This is a genomic window from Ruegeria sp. BB6, assembly GCF_056539385.1.
Genome location: NZ_JBQFUW010000002.1, coordinates 364,865 through 382,172, shown reverse-complemented (window position 1 = coordinate 382,172; position 17,308 = coordinate 364,865). Strand labels below are relative to the sequence as shown.

Below are 17,308 nucleotides of genomic sequence, written 5' to 3'. Positions count from 1 at the left end.
CGAATGTGGTGATTACCAGTCCGCGCGCTCATAGCTGTCCGTGTCGATACAGGAAATCTGGGCGTCGTGGCTGCTGAGAACCTCCTCTGTCATGACGTCTGTATCCTCGGCCTCCTTTTGACTCGTTTGATCCATATCCCAAGCATGGCATGTGTCCTGCGCCGTATCGGGGGCCAGAGAAACAGGTTCCATTTCGTCTGGCATCGTGCCCTTCGCTAACCCATTGGTTTGCCCCACTTCCAGCAAGAACGAGTTGACAGACGTCACTTGAGCGCCATTAAACCCTTTATCTGAAATATTTATTTCCGCGTTTATTGTCCCTTCAAATCCCGGCGGGGGTGAGATTTCCAGCAGGCTCAAATCCCACCCTTGCAAATCAACTGGCCCACCATCCGACAAAGCCGTGTCATCGCCGCTGATGATGAGGGTCTGCGCAGGTAACCGTTTCCAACTTGTCCCTGAAGCGACAAGGCGAAGAAGGCCGGTCATTGTCGGAGGTGAGTTTCAGAGTTTCCAGGTCCGAGACCGTTCTGGTTAAGGCAGAGGAAAGTTGGATGGTGGACGCTTTTTTTGATGCGGTTTCCGGCCAACAAAACCCAGACAAGGGTGAGATCCTGATCGACGGGCTACCGGCTTCACAGCGGGCGCACCAAAAAGGGCAGTCGGCTCTGGTCGTGCTTGAAGCCGAGCCCGCAATCCTTTCGGGCACATTGTTGGAAAATCTGAGCGCATTCGGTGATGCGGAAATGACCGAGCGCGCAAAAAACGTAGCCGCAGCACTAGGGTTGGAGAAGCGTATCCATCGCCTACCAATGGGATACAACACAAGGCTCAGTTCGGGCGGCGCCTTCGAGAAGAACCCGGTTAACAGACAGTTGATCGCTCTGACACGGGCCTTGGCGATACGTCCGCGAATATTGCTGCTGAGCGAGCCGACCTCTGTTCTGGACACGCCCGAGCGTCAGGCGCTTGCCGACTACCTGGCGTCTATGCCTGACCGACCCACAATCATCATGGTCAGCCCTGACCCTAGGATGATGCGATTGGGTAGTAAATCCATCCGGTTGCGTGCGGAAAACAAAGATGAACTGGCAGATTGGGCAGCCGACGCTGCATCTGAGCGAGCCGAAGCTGAACTACTGTACAAGGGGGTAGCATGACCGTTGTAAATACGCTGACCGCGAGTCAACTGCTGCACCAGTTGCTGATCTCTGTTGGGTGGAGAAACAGCAAATCGACACTCAGCGAAGCATTGCCTCATCTGTCCGAGGAGCTGAGCCTTGAGGATATCTGTGGTGCCCTTGAAAACTTGAAATTACCATTCTCGACCAAAAGATGCCGTGAACGGGAACTCACGGATCAGGACTGTCCCGCTATGGTCATTTCCGATGATGGTTCCTGCTATTTGGCGTTGCGCAAGGTTGGCGCATATCTGCAGGTAAGCGAGAGCCAAAACCCTGATCTGCGGTATATGGGGCCGGGGGGCAATCTCTGTACGGTCATTCACATCGATCGCGCTGTCGGAGGACACGCGGAACAGCAGCCAGCGACCGTCCAGAATGCGTTTCAAGAGTTGCGGCCCATGATGCCCTGGCTGCTGTCTTCATCGTTTTTGTCAAACATTCTGGGTCTGTTGCCCCCTTTGTTGATCATGGCAATCTATGACAAGGTCATCCCTGCTGGATCCGCCAATCTGCTTATCTCACTGACCATAGGCGCGGTGCTTGTCGTGGTCTCAGATGTTGCATTTAGACACGCGCGTACCAAGGCGCTGGCCTATATCGGTTGGCGCGGTGAGCGTCAGTTGATGATCGCGCTGTTTCGCAAGTTGATGGTTTTGCCTCTGGCTCAATTGCAAAAGTCCGAAGTCACTCAACAGCTTTCGCGGTTCCGGCAGTTTGAGGCGTTGCGAGACCTCTTTACAGGTCAGGTCATGACGGCCCTGCTTGATCTGCCATTCGTTGTAATTTTCTTTCTGGTATTGCTTTATTTGGCGCCACCAGTGGCGTTTTTGTCCTTGGGGCTTGCTGTGTTTCTAGGGCTGCTTGGCTTTGTCACGATACCGCTGCAACAACGGCTGGATCGCGACTCTGCTTTGGCAGTGGCTGCCAGTCAGTCAGCAATTCAAGATGCTATTTTTCATCAGCGGGCTCTTGTTAATCTGGGTATGGCGCACCGTTGGGCGCAACGCAGCCAGCCGTTGGTTCAAGCAGCCGAAGGTACCGTGCGGCGGGCGCGGCAATTTCAAGCGTTCTGTCAATCACTTGCGCAATCGGTTACTGCGTTGGCCATTACAGGTGCTATTATCCTGTGCGCACATGGGGCGATCAATGGAAGCCTGAGCTTTGGTGCTCTGATTGCTTCTATTGCACTCGTTTCCAAAGTCCTGATGCCGCTCCAGTCTCTGTACTCCAGTTTTCCGCAGGTATTGGCGTACAGAAACAGCCGCGATCAGGCCAATCGCGTGCTTGCTCTGCACGAGGAAATGGAGCTTGGCCTTGAAAAGACTCACCTCAAAACGCTGACCGGCGCAATTGGTTTCTCGTCTGTAAACTTTCGACCTGACCCTTTGAGTGCGCCGGTCCTGTCGCAAGTCAGCTTTGACTGTGCGCCGGGAGAAATCGTCCTGATCATGAGCAGCGACGCCGCTAGTCGTACTGCCGTCCTTGATCTTATCCACGGCCTTCAATCTCCCTTGGCCGGGTCTATTGAGCATGACGGCATCGACATTCGCCAGATCGCCAAGGATGAATTGCGCAAGTCCGTTTCCTACTCGATCAGTGATGATTCACTATTTTACGGAACTATCGCCCAAAACCTCCGGCTGGCTGACATTGGCGCAAGCGATCCTGAAATTGAGGCGTCACTGACGAAAATGGGTCTGTCTTGTGGGGCCGAGCATTTTTCGGATGGCATCAATACGCGGCTGACGGACGCGGTTCTTGCTCGAATGTCGGACGAGACGCTTAAATCCCTTACGATCGCGCGCAGCATTCTGCGGCGTTCTTCGGTGTACTTGTTTTCAGAGCCCACGAATGGATTGTCTGACCACAAACGTGAACGTTTCAAAGAGTGGGTTCGCGCCCAGAGGGGGCATAGAACCGTTGTGATTTCGACGGCTGATCGCTCATTCATCCAAATCGCCGACCGCTTCATCTACCTGAACGGCGACCGGGTTGCCGTGAATGCGACCGGTGAGGTTGGGCGCAAGAAGCTACAAGCAGTGTTAAAAACGCTCGGGGGACAGTCGTGATGCCTTTTCTCAAAAAAAACTCCAAAACAGGATCATCGGTTCAGGCCGCACGCAGGCACCGCGTAAAACGCCCGAAGTTCGCAGCGTTTCTGGCGCTGACAATTTCGGGATTGGTCTGCAGTCTGGTTGTCCTTGCGGGGTGGACCAACGTTCCACAAATTACACGTGCCCCTGGTACGATCATGCCGTTTGGAGAATATCTGAAAATCGAAACCATGCATGGCGGGATCGTTAGTGAAGTTTATGTGCACAATGGTCAAATCGTCGAAGCCGGAGATGTGTTGGTCCAGTTAGATCATCCCGATCTCACGCAAGAGCGTGACGTGAGCGCTGCGCAACTCTCTGCTGTTGAGCAAGAATTGCTCAACGCCAACACGATCCTGAGTGTCTTGAACGGTTCCGAAAATCTGAAAGAGGCGGATTTTGCGGCGCTTGAGCAAGAAGGCATGTTCATGGCGTCCGCGAAATTGAGGCTCTATTCCGAAAGTCAGAAGATCCACAAAGTCTCGGTTCAGCGGCAAGGGGAAATGTTGGAAATACTGAAAGCCGCTGCCGTCTCTGCGCAGCAGCGACTCGCCAAAAAAGAAGAGGGTTTGGCGCGTTATGCAAAGTTGAAGGCGCAAGGGCTGAAGTCGCTGAGTGACTTTCTTGAGGAGGAAGATGAAGTCGGCGTTGTGCGTGCCGTTGCTTCGGACGCGCAGGTTCGGCTGGCTGAAGCGCATAGCGCGCGGGTTCTGGCCGAGGCTTCCATGAAGCAGGAGACGCTGGCGCTACATGATGAGATGCTGAGCCGTATTTCCGAGTTGGAGCGTGAGCGCCGCCAACTGGAAATCTCTCTTGAGATAGTGAACGCAAAGTTGGACGATACGCGCATAGTTGCGCCAACACGAGGCATCGTTCAGGCGGTTGTTTATCCCAATCCTGGTGAAGTCATAGCGCCAGGCGAAACGCTTTTTGAACTTTTGCCGACCCGGAACGAACTTGTCGTTGAAGTTCGCATCCCGAATTCTGAGGTGGGTCATGTCAAAACCGATCAACCCGTTTCAATCAGCGTAGACACCTATGATGCACGTCGTTTTGGTAAAGCCGAGGGGCGTTTGAAATCTGTGTACCCGGTGCCGTTGACGGACGAGAAAACAGGTGAAACCTACTTTCGAGCTTCAATTGTCTTGGACAACTCCAAGGTGGGCACAGGCGGTTTGTCACGTCCCTTGCAAGCAGGAATGACAGTCGTTGCTGAAATGACAACCGGCGAGCAGACGATGCTGGCTTACCTGTTGAAGCCTGTCCAGTTGACTATGGATCGTGCATTCAATGAAAGGTAGCCTGGTTCTGGTTTGAACGTCCAAGTTTGTACGGCGGACAAGGACGTCAACTCTTAGGTCAAGGGCGGGGCGTTCCGGTATTCTTAGGGGCGCTGGAGGCTTTGCTTGCGCCGGGCACCCAAAAGCTATCTTGTTGCAGCCAGAGTCTCGTCGAGAGGTTGCTGTCGAATGTCCAAGTCCGAGAAGTCTGAAACCCGATTGCTTGTTCTGGTTGCGCCAAGTTTCAATATGGCCGCCACCATGGGGTTCATTGATCCCTTCCGTGCAGCGAACTATTTGGACGGAAAGCAATATTTCAGGTGGGAGTTCGGTTCAGAAGCAGGCGGTTATTGCGTTTCCAGCAACGGAGCGGGCATCAATACGCTCGCCTTGGATCAAGTGATTAACAGGGAATTCGACGTGGTTGTCGTTTCGTCCAGTTGGACGCCTGAGAAACACGTGACCGCAAGGATCGGAAATGCTCTGCGACACTGGGCGCGCGGTGGTGCCATTCTGGGCGCGTTGGATACGGGGGCGTTCATCCTTGCGCAGGCCGGGCTTCTCAAGGGTAAGAGAGCGACGGTACATTACGAGCATATCGACGCCTTTCAGGAACTGTTTCCTGACGTGGCGGTCGTTGAAAACCTGTTCGTCCTTGATGGCAATCGCGTGACGTGTTGCGGAGGTACCGCGACCGTCGATTTCGCACTGCAAATCCTGCTGAATTTTCACGGCAGCGCCCTGGCGAATGCAGCCGCAAGGTATGTTTTTCATGACAGGTTGAGGGGGGCGGCGGATTTGCAGCAGCCCGAAGTCAACGAACCCTTGGGCACAACCATTCCGGCAAAGCTGCGAGCGGCGATCCAGACGATGGAAGCTAATCTGGAAGAACCGTTATCGGTTCCTCAGATCAGCAAGGCAGCCGGCCTTTCACAGCGTCAACTTGACCGATTGTTTGCGACGTACATTAAGAAGACACCGGCTCTTTATTACCGGGACATAAGACTGGATCGGGCGCGGGGGTTGGTCACGCAGACTGATATGCCGATCGCCGAGGTCGCCGTGGCGTCCGGTTTTTCGAGCCTCGTCCATTTCAGCCGCTCATATAAAGAACGGTTTGGGTTGTCCCCAAGTCAGGACAGGATCGAAGGTCGTGTGCCGTTTGAGTTTCGTGCCTGGCCCATGTATCGCAAGCCTCAAGTCGGGTAAGTTAACTTTTGCAATATGGCGTGAATTGTTAAACTGACGGCGAGAAAAGTTAAGCCGATCGTCGGATTTCAGCGGATCATACACTCTACCATTCTGTCACCGGGTCCACGTTCGGCCCAGTTTGTGGAGTTGCCGATGAGTGAGCTTCCCTCCAAAGAACAATTCGCCCGAATTTCCGATGGGTTCAGCCCTGACCCTTTCAACACCAGCTCATTGAAGGCCGAAGCCTACGTTGATCCGGCCTGGCACCGGGTGGATTTGAACGAAATCCTCGCCAAGACGTGGCAATGGGTGTGCCATGTCGAAAAGCTGCGGACGCCGGGGTCTTTTGTGACGGTTGAGATTGCGAACCGCCCGATTGCCGTCGTTCGCGACCGCGAGGGGACGCTCCGCGCTTTCTACAATGTGTGCAAACATCGTGCGCATCACCTGTTGTCTGGCGAGGGCGAGACCACTCGGATCATGTGCCCGTACCATGCGTGGGTTTACAAGCTGGACGGACAGCTTGTCCGCGCTCCGGAAACCGAAAACCTGACGGGTTTCAGCACGTCGGACATCTGTCTGGATCAGGTTCAGGTCGAGGAATTCGCGGGCTTCGTGTTTGTGAACCTCGATAACGACGCGCGTCCTCTGGCCGAAGTTTCGGGCGATCTACAGACCGAGATACGCCACTGGGCACCGGATATCGAAGACCTGACATTTGGGCACCGGCTGACCTATGACATCAAGTCGAACTGGAAGAATGTCGTCGACAACTTTCTGGAATGTTACCACTGCCCGACTGCCCACAAGGATTTCTGCGATCTGGTCGATATGGACACCTACAAGGTGACGACCTACGGCATTTATTCCAGCCATATGGCCGAAGCCGGTAAATGCAGCAACACCGCCTATGACGTGTCCAACGCAACCGTGCGGACGCACGCGGTTTGGTGGCTGTGGCCCACGACCTGCCTGATGCGGTACCCTGGGCGATCGTCGATGATCGTGCTGAACATCATCCCGATTGGCCCGGATCGGACGCTGGAAACCTATGATTTCTATTTGGAAACACCCCAGCCTGATGAGGCCGAATTAGAGGCGATCCGCTACCTGGATGAGGTTCTGCAACGCGAAGACATCGACATCGTTGAAAGCGTCCAGCGTGGGATGAGCACTCCGGCTTTCACGCAGGGCCGTATCGTTCACGACCCCAGTGGTTCGGGTAAGTCGGAACATGCCGTTCACCACTTTCACGGCTTGGTGCTTGATGCTTACGCGAAGGCCGCGCCGTGAACAGGCCCAACATCGTTGTGATCATGGCCGATCAGTTGGCGCCCCATTTTTGCGGTGCATACGGGCACCCAACGGTGAAAACTCCGCATATTGATGCGTTGGCGCAGCGTGGTATGCGGTTTGATGCGGCCTACTGCAACTCGCCGCTTTGCGCTCCATCGCGCTTTGCTTTCATGTCCGGGCAACTGATCAGCCGGATTGCGGCCTATGACAATGCCAGCGAGTTTCGCGCCTCGGTCCCGACCTTTGCGCATTACCTTATGTCGCTGGGATACAGGACGTGTCTTTCCGGTAAGATGCATTTTGTCGGACCAGACCAGAAGCACGGGTTTCAGGATCGGGTTACGACCGACATCTACCCCGCCGATTTTGCCTGGACGCCGGACTGGGAAGCAACGGACGAGCGGATCGACAAATGGTATCACAACATGCAGACGGTCAAGGAAAGTGGCGAGGCAATCGCAACCTTCCAGACGGATTACGATGACGAGGTTGAGTTCGCGGCCCGCCGTTGGCTGATCGACCGCGGGCGAGAGCGCGCAGGCGGGTATGACGCGCCCTTTTGTCTGGTGGCCAGCTTCATTCATCCTCATGACCCCTATGTTGCAAAGCCAGAGTGGTGGAACCTGTATTCCGACGCCGATGTGCCGATGCCGCAGGCTACGCTCACTCCGGACGAACAGGACCCGTTCTCGCGCCGCGTAATGGATGGGATCGAGGCAAGCTATGTCCCTCTGACCCAAGAGGAAATCCAACGGGCACGTCGCGCGTATTTGGCAAATGTCAGCTATTTCGACAGCAAGGTCGGGGCAATGGTGCGCGCGCTGAAAGATATTGATGAGCTAGACAATACTTTGGTCGTCGTGACTGCGGATCACGGTGACATGCTGGGGGAACGAGGCCTATGGTATAAAATGAACTTCTTTGAACACTCGGCCCGCGTGCCGTTGATCATGGCCGGGCCGGGCCTTGTTCAGGGTGTGGCTGGCAATGCCTGTTCACTTGTGGACCTGCTGCCAACCTTCGTGGACATTGCCGGTGGAACGCCGGACATGTTCGGAGAGCCTGTGGACGGCCGGTCGCTGTTACCTCTTGCGCGTGGAGAGTATGACCCGGTGGACGAAGCCATTGGCGAATACTGCGCCGAGATGACGCCATACCCGGTTTTCATGATCCGCAGAGGGGCGCTGAAGTACATTCATTGCGACCCGGACCCGCCGCAGCTTTATGATCTGGCGCTGGATCTGCACGAAAAGACCAACGTGGCCGCTAGTCCCGCCTATGCGTCGCATGCCAAGCAATTCGCGGCCGAGGTTGCGGAGCGTTGGGATAGCGAGAGACTGCGCGCCGACGTGATCGCCACGCAGAAATCTCGTCGTGCCCTTCATGCGGCGATGGAAGCAGGGGCGGGCGAGACGTGGGATTACAATCCGCCACGCGATGCCTCGCAGGAATATGTGCGCAATCACATGGATTGGACCGTGGCCGCCAAACGGTATCGGTATCCGCCGTTGAAGGAGAACTCTGAATGATGCTCAAGGGGAAAACCGCACTTGTTACAGGCGGGCGTGGCGGTATCGGGCGGGCAATCGTGGCTCGGTTCCTGCGGGAAGGTGCGCGGGTCTATGTCGCTGACTTGACGCCAGAGGGGTCGCTTGCCGCCCATGATGACGATGGCAGCATCTTTGTGAAGCTGGACGTCACGAGAGAGGCCGATGTGGTTGCGGCGATGGCGCAAGTCGGGCGCGAGGCAGGGCAGCTTGATGTGCTTGTCAACGCGGCCGGTATCGAGATTGAAAAGACCATCGAGGAGACAACGCTGGAGGAATGGAACCTCTCGTTCGCGGTGAATGTGACAGGGACTTTTCTGGCCGCCAAGCACGCGCTGCCGCTGTTGCGCAAGGCGGCGCAAGGGGCAACTGCCTCGATCATCAATTTCGGCAGCTATGACGGGTTTATCGCGGATCCCGGCCTTGCCGCATATTGCGCAACCAAAGGGGCGGTACATGCGCTGACAAGGGCGATGGCCTGCGATCACGGACCCGAAGGAATTCGCGTCAACGCAATATGTCCGGGTTATGTTGATACGCCCATGCTGCAAAGTTTCTTTGCGGGCGAAGGGTCCGGCGGGGGCGGTCAGTCCATTGACCAGTTGCAGCAGGCCGTTCGGGACGTTCACCCCATGCGCAGTTACGGCACGCCCGAAGATATCGCCAATCTGGTCAACTGGCTGGCCTCGGACGAGGCACGCTATGCCAGTGGCCAGCTTTGGGTTTTAGACGGAGGGCTGAGCGCGCAGGTTCAGCAGATGAAGCTATGAGCCAACCAGTCGTCGTGGCCAGCGCGTTCTCTGACGCCAAAGATGTGCCGACCGCTATGAAGATGGTGGCGCACTGATGCGGTTGGCAGGGAAAACAGCACTCGTGACCGGAGGTCGCCAGGGGATCGGTCGGGGAATAGTTGATGCGTTTGTGCTTGAAGGGGCCATGGTAACGACATGCGGCCGTGGGCCAAGGCCGGAAGGTTTGGCGGACGATGTCGCTTGGGTGTCACTGGATGTCACAGACGTGGCGGCCGTTGAGAAATTGACCAGCTCGTGCGCAGGGTTAGACATCCTTGTGAACAACGCTGGCGTGCAGGTCGAAAAGACGGTGGTCGATAGTCTGGACAGCGATTGGGACGCAGTGGTCGGCACAAACTGCAAAGGCGTATTTAACCTTTGCAGAGCGTTCATTCCGCAGATGTCGGACGGAGGCTCGATCATCAACATCGGTTCGATATCCGGAATGGTCGCGGACCCTTCGATGGCCCTGTACAACGCATCCAAGGCTTTTGTGCATGGGTTGACGCGGTCAATTGCTGTCGATCACGGGCCGCGACTACGCTGCAACGCGATTTGTCCCGGTTGGATCGAGACAGGCATGTTGGATGCCGGGTTCGATCTGGCAAAAGACCCCGACGCCGCACGCCGGGATGCGTTGGCGCGGCACGCAACCCGAAGGTTCGGCAGGCCAGAGGATATCGCAAGTATGGCGGTTTGGCTTGCTTCCGACGAAGCGGGTTTTGCGACTGGTCAGATGTTTACAGTGGATGGCGGCATGACTGCGGCTTCTCCGTTAAACCCGGGAATGTTCTGATGGATATACAACATACGGCCTGTCTTGGTGGGGGTGTGATCGGCGCGAGTTGGGCCGCGCTGTTTCTGGCCTCGGGTCGATCGGTCTCATTGTTTGACCCTGATCCATCCACTGAAGCCAAAGTGCGCGCCTATATTGATACGGCGTGGGCTGCGATGACCGAACTTGGCCTAGTGAAGAACGGGAACCCCGACGCGATCGAGTTTCCTCAATCCGCTGCCCAAGCCGTCGAAGGTGCGGGTTTCGTTCAGGAGAACGTGCCAGAGCGACTGAATATCAAGCATGCAACTTTTGCCTTGATCGAGCCCGCGCTTGAACCGCAGGCCATTGTTGCCAGTTCCGCCTCGGGGCTGACCCTTGGGCAGATGCAGCCCGGCTGGGCTGATCCTTCTCGGTTTGTTTTGGGGCATCCGTTCAACCCACCGCATTTGATTCCGCTGGTTGAGGTGCTGGGCAACGACAAGACAGCGCCCGGTGTAGTCGCAGCGGCCCAGAACTTTTACGAAAGTCTTGGCAAAACCACGATACGCGTCAAGAAAGAGGTGCCCGGACACGTTGCCAACCGACTACAGGCCGCGATCTGGCGCGAGGCGATTCATCTGGTTGTGTCTGGCGTGGCCTCGGTCGAGGATGTCGATAAGGCGGTTTGGGCCGGGCCGGGCTTGAGGTGGGCCGCGATGGGGCCGACGATGCTGTTCAACCTTGGGGCAGGCGAGGGCGGCCTTTCAGCGTTCTGCGAGCATTTTTCGGGAACATTCAACGGTTGGTGGGACGATCTGGGGCAAATTCATTTGACCGATGACATCAAGCAGCAGTTGACCGACGGTATTCACGCTGCAGCACGGGGTAAGACTCCAGTCGAACTTTCCCAGAAACGCGATGAGATGATAGTGGCGCTACAAAAATCCGTGTCGGAACTGCGTTGAGGATATCAGACCGCTCATGTGAAGGTGGGGTTCCAGTGTTTCAGTCAGATGCTGGTTGCCCACCGGTTTTGCGTTGACCAGCGGCGCGAATTTTGTCCGCTACGCTTTCGCTCCACTCCAGGCGATCCTCTCGATTTTCCAGAGTTTCTACCCGCTCGGCATCCAACAGAAAGGTCGCGCGCATCGGCATAAGGCCGTCTACAACGACCATTTGATGATCGGTGGGATCAATTTTCAGTTGCCCAGTCAAGCGAACAGGTTCGTGGACATAGGCCGGGGTCCAATCGCCATGCAGGCGCACCCGGATCATTTGGTTCGGAGGGGGAGGGGGCATATGGCTGCACATGCCCCGCTCGGGAACCAGGTAGGCGACTTGGATGCCGTCCGCGTCCGGGGGTGCAGGGATGGCAAATCCGGCAACGGTAATCGTTTTTCCATCGAATAGTGGATTACCCGCTGTTCCGGCTTTTTCCCGGCGCTCCATCACGACCTGACGTTGATCAAGAAGCCAGTCAATGTCTATGCCCTCAGCCGCTAGTGCGTCTTCGGTCTCATTCAGGAGTTCTTGCCATTTCTGACGCTCCTCCGGGCTGCCACTATCCTGTTGCAGCCTGCCGCGCAGCCGCACGGTGTACAGCACATCGTCGAGTTGTTCAGGGCTAAGGTCGCGATAGGGATCTTCAAACACCTGCACGGTCGGGTCGGGTAGGTCCGTCCAATCAACTGAAATGCCCGCGCTGATGGGACCACCTGACAGTGACAGCGCCAGACAAGTGATTGCCAAACCTTTTAAGCATTTATCAATAAACAAAGGCTTTCCCCACGCCACGATGCTGTCTCTCACTTCAATATAGTGCACTTCGGTTTAGGGAAACAGGCCAATAGCTGTGCGCCTTACGGTTGGCTCGACCGGGGCTCTACCTTGTGTCCGGCAATCAGTCAGAGACAGCCGCTATGAGACGACATAAGCACCAAGTTGGTTCATGCATGGCGTTTGGAAGGGATCGAAAACCGTGAAGAACTCAAGCGGTACACCTTCCTCGGCGGCCTTGATTACATTAGTGGACGTTGCGAACTTGTCGATCACGCTCTTGTCGATCCGGCTGAGATAGTCTTCTACGTAAGGCGCGTCATCCAGACCAGACCAATATACCATATCCAACATCCGGCCTTGCGCGCCTTTCTCAAGGACAAATTCTTCGTAGGCTTGCGCGAATTCACTGGCGGCACTTTGTTGCGCCATGTCCTGGCCGTAAACCGTTCTGATCACGTCCAACGCATGAGCGGCAATCCCGTGACCTTTGATAGCACGATATGCGACCCCAACGCCGACGGCCCCCGCACCCAAAGCTAGAATTCTGCGACGTGAAAGCTTCATGCTACGGCCTCCGATGCAAGGAGCGACAATGCACATATTGTCAAAGTGGGATTGGCTGGTGAGCATGATGGGAAAGACCCGGCCCCCAGAACAAACACGTTTGCAGCGCCATGTAATCTCATCTTTTCGTCCACGACAGAGTCGTCCGGTGATGACCCCATGCGATGGGTGCCTTGAATATGGGCCTCTGATCCCAGGAGTGGAGAAACTGCCACGTTCTCAATCGTGTCGGGTATGATGTCCACCAGCCCGGCCTTTGCCCTATCCAAACCGAGTTTTGCGTAGTCGGTGTAGCCATGCCATTCAATGATGGGTTCGTCATCCTCAAGGATGACCTGATTTTCCGCCTGCGGGATGTCTTCGGCGACCATACGGAAGTGAATGCGGTTGGCCCATTTTCCCTGTTCCGGTCGGATCGACACGGGCGCATTAACAGTTTCCATCAGAACCGCCGCTGCGGAACTTCGATCTATTTCGTGATAGAAGTGATACCCGTGACCCGTTTCAGAGGTTCCGCCGTAGAACGACTTGATATTGGCTGTATCAACATGGACGTCAATGACGGCCTGTTCGTGCAGGTATTTACCTAAAGCGCTGTTCTGCACACCCGAACGTTTCAGGATGGCAGAGTTAAATATACCGTTTGTTCCAAGGGCAACAGTATTTGCGCGCAGCCGTGCTTCTGAGCCATCCGCACCTCTTACGCGGACAGCGCGTGCCTTTCCGCCTTCGATGTCGACCGCGCGGACTTCGGTATCCAGCAGGACATGTGAACCGGCAGCGTTGAGCGCCTCAAGGCCGTTCAATACTGTGAACTTGGCGCCCACAGGGCAAATCCTGCAGACGCCGTTTGTGCAGCATACCGGACGAGAACCGCCGTTTGAAATGCCTGTAGGCAATGGAACCCACAGCGAGCTTGAGGCGCGCAAGGCTTCGTCGGCGCGCGAAGGTATATGTCCAGGATAGGGAAAGGGTTTGCGGCGGGGTAGGATGTGTTCGCACTCACCGCCAGCAACTTGGATTATGTCTTCTGCCTTTTCCCAGAACGGTTCAATATCTTCGTACAGGAACGGCCAATCTCTACCGACGCCAAATTTGCTATTCAGACTGAAATCGTCCGGATGAAGACGCGGAGCGTTTCCCCACCAATAGTTTGAATTTCCACCAAACAGCGAGAACGCGACCCAGTTCTTGTGCTCACCCGAGTAGTTTCGCTGCGTGAAATTCTCTCGCACGGCCCACCCACGTTCCAATTGGTCGTTATGTGAGTAGTCGGCCCCTTTTTCGACGTACAAAACGTCCAGTTCATCAGGGAGACCGCAGCCAAAAAACATTGCAGCGAAACTGGAACCCGCGATCACGACATCCCATTCCCGAGAGCTTGCTTCTTCTAAGGACAATCTCTGCATGACAACTTGTTGACCCTAAGACCGATTGATCAAAACCAATAAAAATACGCAATCTGATCAAAGATGATATAGCACTCGCGAAAAACAACCAGTGATTATTTGGATTTGCAATTTGATAGAAGTCCTCGGTAGAATTTTGTGCAAGGCGTCCTTTGTGTCCGCTTGATTGAGGGGCCGCCTGGATTTGAATTGGTACAAGTTTGCTTTGGCAATGGTTTTTAAAGGTAGGCTATGAAAAGACGGCACGTTCTAGGTTTTTTTACGGCCCTGGTTGTGGTTCCTCCGATCTTGCGGATCGGGTTCATGCGATTGCAGGACAATCCACTTCCCGGTGTTGAAGACCCAAAGTTGATCTTCTCTGAGGGGTGGCTGCTGGACGAGAACGATCTAGAGAGCGAGCTGTCGACATGATCTTTGATGCCCGCGACGAGGTTCCGGCGCTCGACGACATATATGATTGCTGCATTATCGGGGCTGGCCCTGCGGGTATCACGCTGGCGTTCAAGCTGGCAAACGCGGGTCGTCGAGTGCTTGTGCTGGAAGCCGGAGGTCAGGAAGTAACCTCAGAATCGCAGGATCTCTACGAAGGGGAAAATCTTGGGGTCGATTACTATCCGCTGTCTGCGCCTCGGCTGCGGGCGCTGGGTGGTACGACGGGGCATTGGGGTGGACAATGCGTTTTGTTGGACCGCTCGGATTTCCTGCCGCGCGAAGATGTTCCCCTAAGTGGCTGGCCCATCCGATTTGAAGACCTAGAGCCGTATCAAGACGAGGCCGCGCACGTTTTGCAAACCGGCAGTTTCGGGTCAGAAATTCGGAAACCGGCGGATGCGACAGGAACGATCGACAGCGTGGCGCAAAGGTTCAGCTCAGACCGGCCTTTCTACGAAGTCCGAAACATTGATCCTGTGCGGTTTGGAAGCTTTTACCTGGGCGATCTTGAGAGTGCTGAAAATATCGATCTGGTCCTGTGCGCCAATGTTGTCGATTTTACCGTCGATGGCGATACCGGCAGGATTTCCCAAGCCCATTTCCGCAACTATGGAGAGGGTAAAGGGAAGGCCAAGGCGGCGCAGTTTGTCTTTGCCATGGGCGGAATAGAAAATTGCCGAATGCTTCTGAGCCTTAACGCCAGAAACGAGAACCGGTTTGGCAACCAGAACGATATGGTAGGGCGCTGTTTCATGGAGCACCCGACCGTTCACAACGGCCGGTATTTCATCACCAAACGCCTATATTCGCATTCTCCGACCTGGGAGTTCGAGCGCCTGCGTCGCCGTGCGCGCCCGGAACTTGTCCTGAGCCCGAGCGAGGACCAAATGCTGAGCAACGGGTGGCTAAATTCTGCAGTTCGCCTTGAGCCTTTGAAGCCACGCCCCATGAGCGAAGACGAAGCTGGTAGCGACCGGTTCATACAGAACCTGGAATTCAATGAGGACTACTTCCTGACGGGCGGTTCCAGTGTGATTGGTGAACAAGAGCCCAACATGGCGAGCCGGTTGGTGTTGACCAATGATCGTGATCGCTTTGGATTAGAACTCGTGGGGTTGAATCTGCAGTTGACGGACAGAGATATCGAAACTCTGCGTGCCTCAACCGGAGAGGCGGCGAGGTTTTTGATCCGCAACGGGTTGGGTCGGATGCGCGTTGAGCCAACATTGTGGAATCGCGCAGAATTGGACGAACTGGATTTCGACTATTCCAGTCATCACATGGGCGGTGCGCGGATGTCACTTACATCTGAAACCGGCGTTGTCGATGCCAACTGCAAGGTGCACGGTGCCCCAAATCTATTTGTGGCAGGGTCTGGGGTTTTCGCAACAAGCGGCCATGCGAACCCGACCTTTACGATCGTCCAGCTTTCCTTGCGTCTCGCTGACCATTTGACAGGGCTAGCGGCATAATCCCAAAACGGCTGATGCGGCGCACAGGCCAATGCGTTGAATTTTGCTGTTGCTGATCGGTCGCGCGCACTGGCAGATTGCGGTTGCAAGCGAGGGGCAGGAAGTCAAATGCAATCAGGATCGTCAGGCAAGGCTGTTTTTCTAACCGGAAGCCTGATGCGGCACGTGACCCGTATGTCGCTGACGACAAGTATCGGGCTGATGGCGATCTTTGCCGTCGACTTCGTGGACATGGTGTTCATTTCGATGCTCGGCAACGACGCACTGGCCGCGGCTGTGGGGTATGCGGGAACTTTGCTGTTTTTCACAAACTCCATCAACGTCGGACTTTCGATCGCCGCCGGAGCGTTGGTCGCACGTGAACTGGGGGCGGGACAGCCTGACCGTGCTGGGCATTTTGGCACCAGCGTTGCAACGCTGGGCGTTCTGTTTGGTTTAATCGTATCCGCTATCGTATTGTTTAATGTAAACTTTCTTCTTTCAGCGCTGGGCGCTGAAGGTGAGGTGTTGCGCCTGGCTGTCCGGTACGTCTCGATTATTCTGCCGACGATGTGGGTCATGGCATTGGCCATGGCAGGAATGGCGGTTTTGCGGGCGCACGGAGACGCGCGCCGCTCGATGATGGCGACGATCTATGGCGGAGTGACAAATGCCGTATTGGATCCGATCCTTATCTTTGCGCTAGGGCTGGGGCTGGACGGTGCCGCCATCGCTTCGGTGATCGCCCGGGTGTGTATGTTGATTGCCGCGCTCAAGCCAGCGGTGAGCGTACACCGAGGGTTTGCCCGACCGTCCTTGCGGCAGGTGGCCCGAGACTTTCGCTCTGTCCGCGCGATTGCAGTTCCGGCCGTGTTGACCAACATTGCAACCCCAGTTGGCAACGCAATCGTCGTCCGCGAGATAGCGCAATTCGGGACAGATGCCGTTGCTGGAATGGCCGTCATAGGGCGCTTGATGCCGGTCGCGTTTTCAGTCGTCTTTGCGCTTTCAGGGGCGATCGGTCCAATCGTCGGGCAGAACTTCGGGGCCGGGAGCTATGATCGGGTTAAAGAAGCCTTCTGGTCCGGAATTAAATTCACCGCCGTGTATGTCTGTTTGATGGCAGCCACGCTATTCCTTCTGCGCGCTCCAATCGCGGATCTGTTTCAGGCGCAGGGAGAAACACGCGCCTTGATCTACCTGTTCTGCGGCCCTTTGGCGCTTGCGTCCTTTTTCAACGGAGTGATTTTCGTCTCGAACGCCAGTTTCAACAACCTTGGCCACCCTGTCTATTCAACCTGGGTCAACTGGGGGCGGCACACGCTGGGCACCTGGCCATTTGCTGTTGCAGGCGGCTATGTCGCGGGCGCGCCCGGAGTGCTGCTGGGGCAGGCGCTGGGTGGGGTGATCTTTGCGACAGTCTGTTTGCTCTTGGTCCGCCGAGTTGTGTCGCGGCTATCCGCCCCTCAGCCCGTCGATCCCTTCGCAGGGCAAAACAGGCTACAGGCGCTGTTTGGACGGCGTGGGTGGTAAG

At 55.8% G+C, this 17,308-nt stretch carries 16 protein-coding genes; 12 read left to right on the top strand and 4 right to left on the bottom strand.

Annotated features, from left to right (window positions below; genetic code table 11):
- Positions 1 to 12 precede the first annotated feature (12 nt).
- Complete coding sequence (locus tag ACR0B7_RS06350) at positions 13 to 489, bottom strand: hypothetical protein (RefSeq protein WP_170576543.1); 477 nt, start codon at positions 487 to 489, stop codon at positions 13 to 15.
- Between the two features lie 65 nt (positions 490 to 554).
- Here ACR0B7_RS06350 and ACR0B7_RS06345 point away from each other — a divergent pair, with 65 nt between their 5' ends.
- The 9 genes from ACR0B7_RS06345 (at position 555) to ACR0B7_RS06305 (ending at position 11,104) form a co-directional block, all read left to right on the top strand.
- Positions 555 to 1,160 (top strand): ATP-binding cassette domain-containing protein, encoded by a 606-nt coding sequence (locus ACR0B7_RS06345; protein ID WP_170482935.1) that lies wholly within the window; start codon positions 555 to 557, stop codon positions 1,158 to 1,160.
- The gene (locus ACR0B7_RS06340; RefSeq protein ID WP_170482933.1) at positions 1,157 to 3,253 is read left to right on the top strand and encodes an ABC transporter transmembrane domain-containing protein; all 2,097 of its coding nucleotides are present in this window, start codon (positions 1,157 to 1,159) and stop codon (positions 3,251 to 3,253) included. Before ACR0B7_RS06345 ends, ACR0B7_RS06340 begins: the two co-directional genes overlap by 4 nt.
- Positions 3,253 to 4,578, top strand: a complete 1,326-nt coding sequence (locus ACR0B7_RS06335; RefSeq protein ID WP_170482930.1) for an HlyD family type I secretion periplasmic adaptor subunit — start codon at positions 3,253 to 3,255, stop codon at positions 4,576 to 4,578. Before ACR0B7_RS06340 ends, ACR0B7_RS06335 begins: the two co-directional genes overlap by 1 nt.
- 168 nt (positions 4,579 to 4,746) lie before the next feature.
- A complete protein-coding gene (locus ACR0B7_RS06330) occupies positions 4,747 to 5,766 on the top strand; it encodes a GlxA family transcriptional regulator (protein ID WP_170576542.1) in 1,020 nt (339 codons plus the stop codon).
- Between the two features lie 135 nt (positions 5,767 to 5,901).
- Complete coding sequence (locus ACR0B7_RS06325; RefSeq protein WP_170482925.1) at positions 5,902 to 7,041, top strand: ring-hydroxylating oxygenase subunit alpha; 1,140 nt, start codon at positions 5,902 to 5,904, stop codon at positions 7,039 to 7,041.
- Positions 7,038 to 8,573 (top strand): choline-sulfatase, encoded by a 1,536-nt coding sequence (betC, locus tag ACR0B7_RS06320; RefSeq protein WP_170482923.1) that lies wholly within the window; start codon positions 7,038 to 7,040, stop codon positions 8,571 to 8,573. Before ACR0B7_RS06325 ends, betC begins: the two co-directional genes overlap by 4 nt.
- Positions 8,570 to 9,361, top strand: coding sequence for an SDR family oxidoreductase (locus ACR0B7_RS06315; RefSeq protein ID WP_170482921.1), 792 nt, complete (start codon positions 8,570 to 8,572; stop codon positions 9,359 to 9,361). The genes betC and ACR0B7_RS06315 overlap by 4 nt, the downstream gene beginning before the upstream one ends.
- A 103-nt stretch (positions 9,362 to 9,464) precedes the next feature.
- Positions 9,465 to 10,178, top strand: coding sequence for an SDR family NAD(P)-dependent oxidoreductase (locus ACR0B7_RS06310; protein WP_480681110.1), 714 nt, complete (start codon positions 9,465 to 9,467; stop codon positions 10,176 to 10,178).
- Positions 10,178 to 11,104, top strand: coding sequence for a 3-hydroxyacyl-CoA dehydrogenase NAD-binding domain-containing protein (locus ACR0B7_RS06305; protein WP_170569134.1), 927 nt, complete (start codon positions 10,178 to 10,180; stop codon positions 11,102 to 11,104). Before ACR0B7_RS06310 ends, ACR0B7_RS06305 begins: the two co-directional genes overlap by 1 nt.
- A 40-nt stretch (positions 11,105 to 11,144) precedes the next feature.
- Here ACR0B7_RS06305 and ACR0B7_RS06300 read toward each other — a convergent pair whose 3' ends face one another.
- From ACR0B7_RS06300 to ACR0B7_RS06290, 3 genes are all read right to left on the bottom strand, one after another.
- Positions 11,145 to 11,915 (bottom strand): DUF3299 domain-containing protein, encoded by a 771-nt coding sequence (locus tag ACR0B7_RS06300; protein WP_480681108.1) that lies wholly within the window; start codon positions 11,913 to 11,915, stop codon positions 11,145 to 11,147.
- A 141-nt stretch (positions 11,916 to 12,056) separates the two neighbouring features.
- Positions 12,057 to 12,482 carry a hypothetical protein gene (locus ACR0B7_RS06295; protein WP_170482915.1) on the bottom strand — a complete coding sequence of 142 codons (426 nt, stop codon included), beginning with the start codon at positions 12,480 to 12,482 and terminating at the stop codon, positions 12,057 to 12,059.
- On the bottom strand, positions 12,479 to 13,891 hold the full coding sequence (locus tag ACR0B7_RS06290) for a GMC family oxidoreductase (RefSeq protein ID WP_170482913.1): 1,413 nt from the start codon (positions 13,889 to 13,891) through the stop codon (positions 12,479 to 12,481). The genes ACR0B7_RS06295 and ACR0B7_RS06290 overlap by 4 nt, the downstream gene beginning before the upstream one ends.
- Before the next feature lie 231 nt (positions 13,892 to 14,122).
- On the opposite strand from ACR0B7_RS06290, the gene ACR0B7_RS06285 reads away from it, so the two are divergent.
- The 3 genes from ACR0B7_RS06285 (at position 14,123) to ACR0B7_RS06275 (ending at position 17,307) form a co-directional block, all read left to right on the top strand.
- Complete coding sequence (locus ACR0B7_RS06285; protein WP_170576541.1) at positions 14,123 to 14,302, top strand: hypothetical protein; 180 nt, start codon at positions 14,123 to 14,125, stop codon at positions 14,300 to 14,302.
- Positions 14,299 to 15,795 (top strand): GMC family oxidoreductase, encoded by a 1,497-nt coding sequence (locus ACR0B7_RS06280; protein WP_170576540.1) that lies wholly within the window; start codon positions 14,299 to 14,301, stop codon positions 15,793 to 15,795. Before ACR0B7_RS06285 ends, ACR0B7_RS06280 begins: the two co-directional genes overlap by 4 nt.
- Before the next feature lie 108 nt (positions 15,796 to 15,903).
- Positions 15,904 to 17,307, top strand: a complete 1,404-nt coding sequence (locus tag ACR0B7_RS06275) for an MATE family efflux transporter (RefSeq protein WP_480681105.1) — start codon at positions 15,904 to 15,906, stop codon at positions 17,305 to 17,307.
- Position 17,308: the final 1 nt, after the last annotated feature.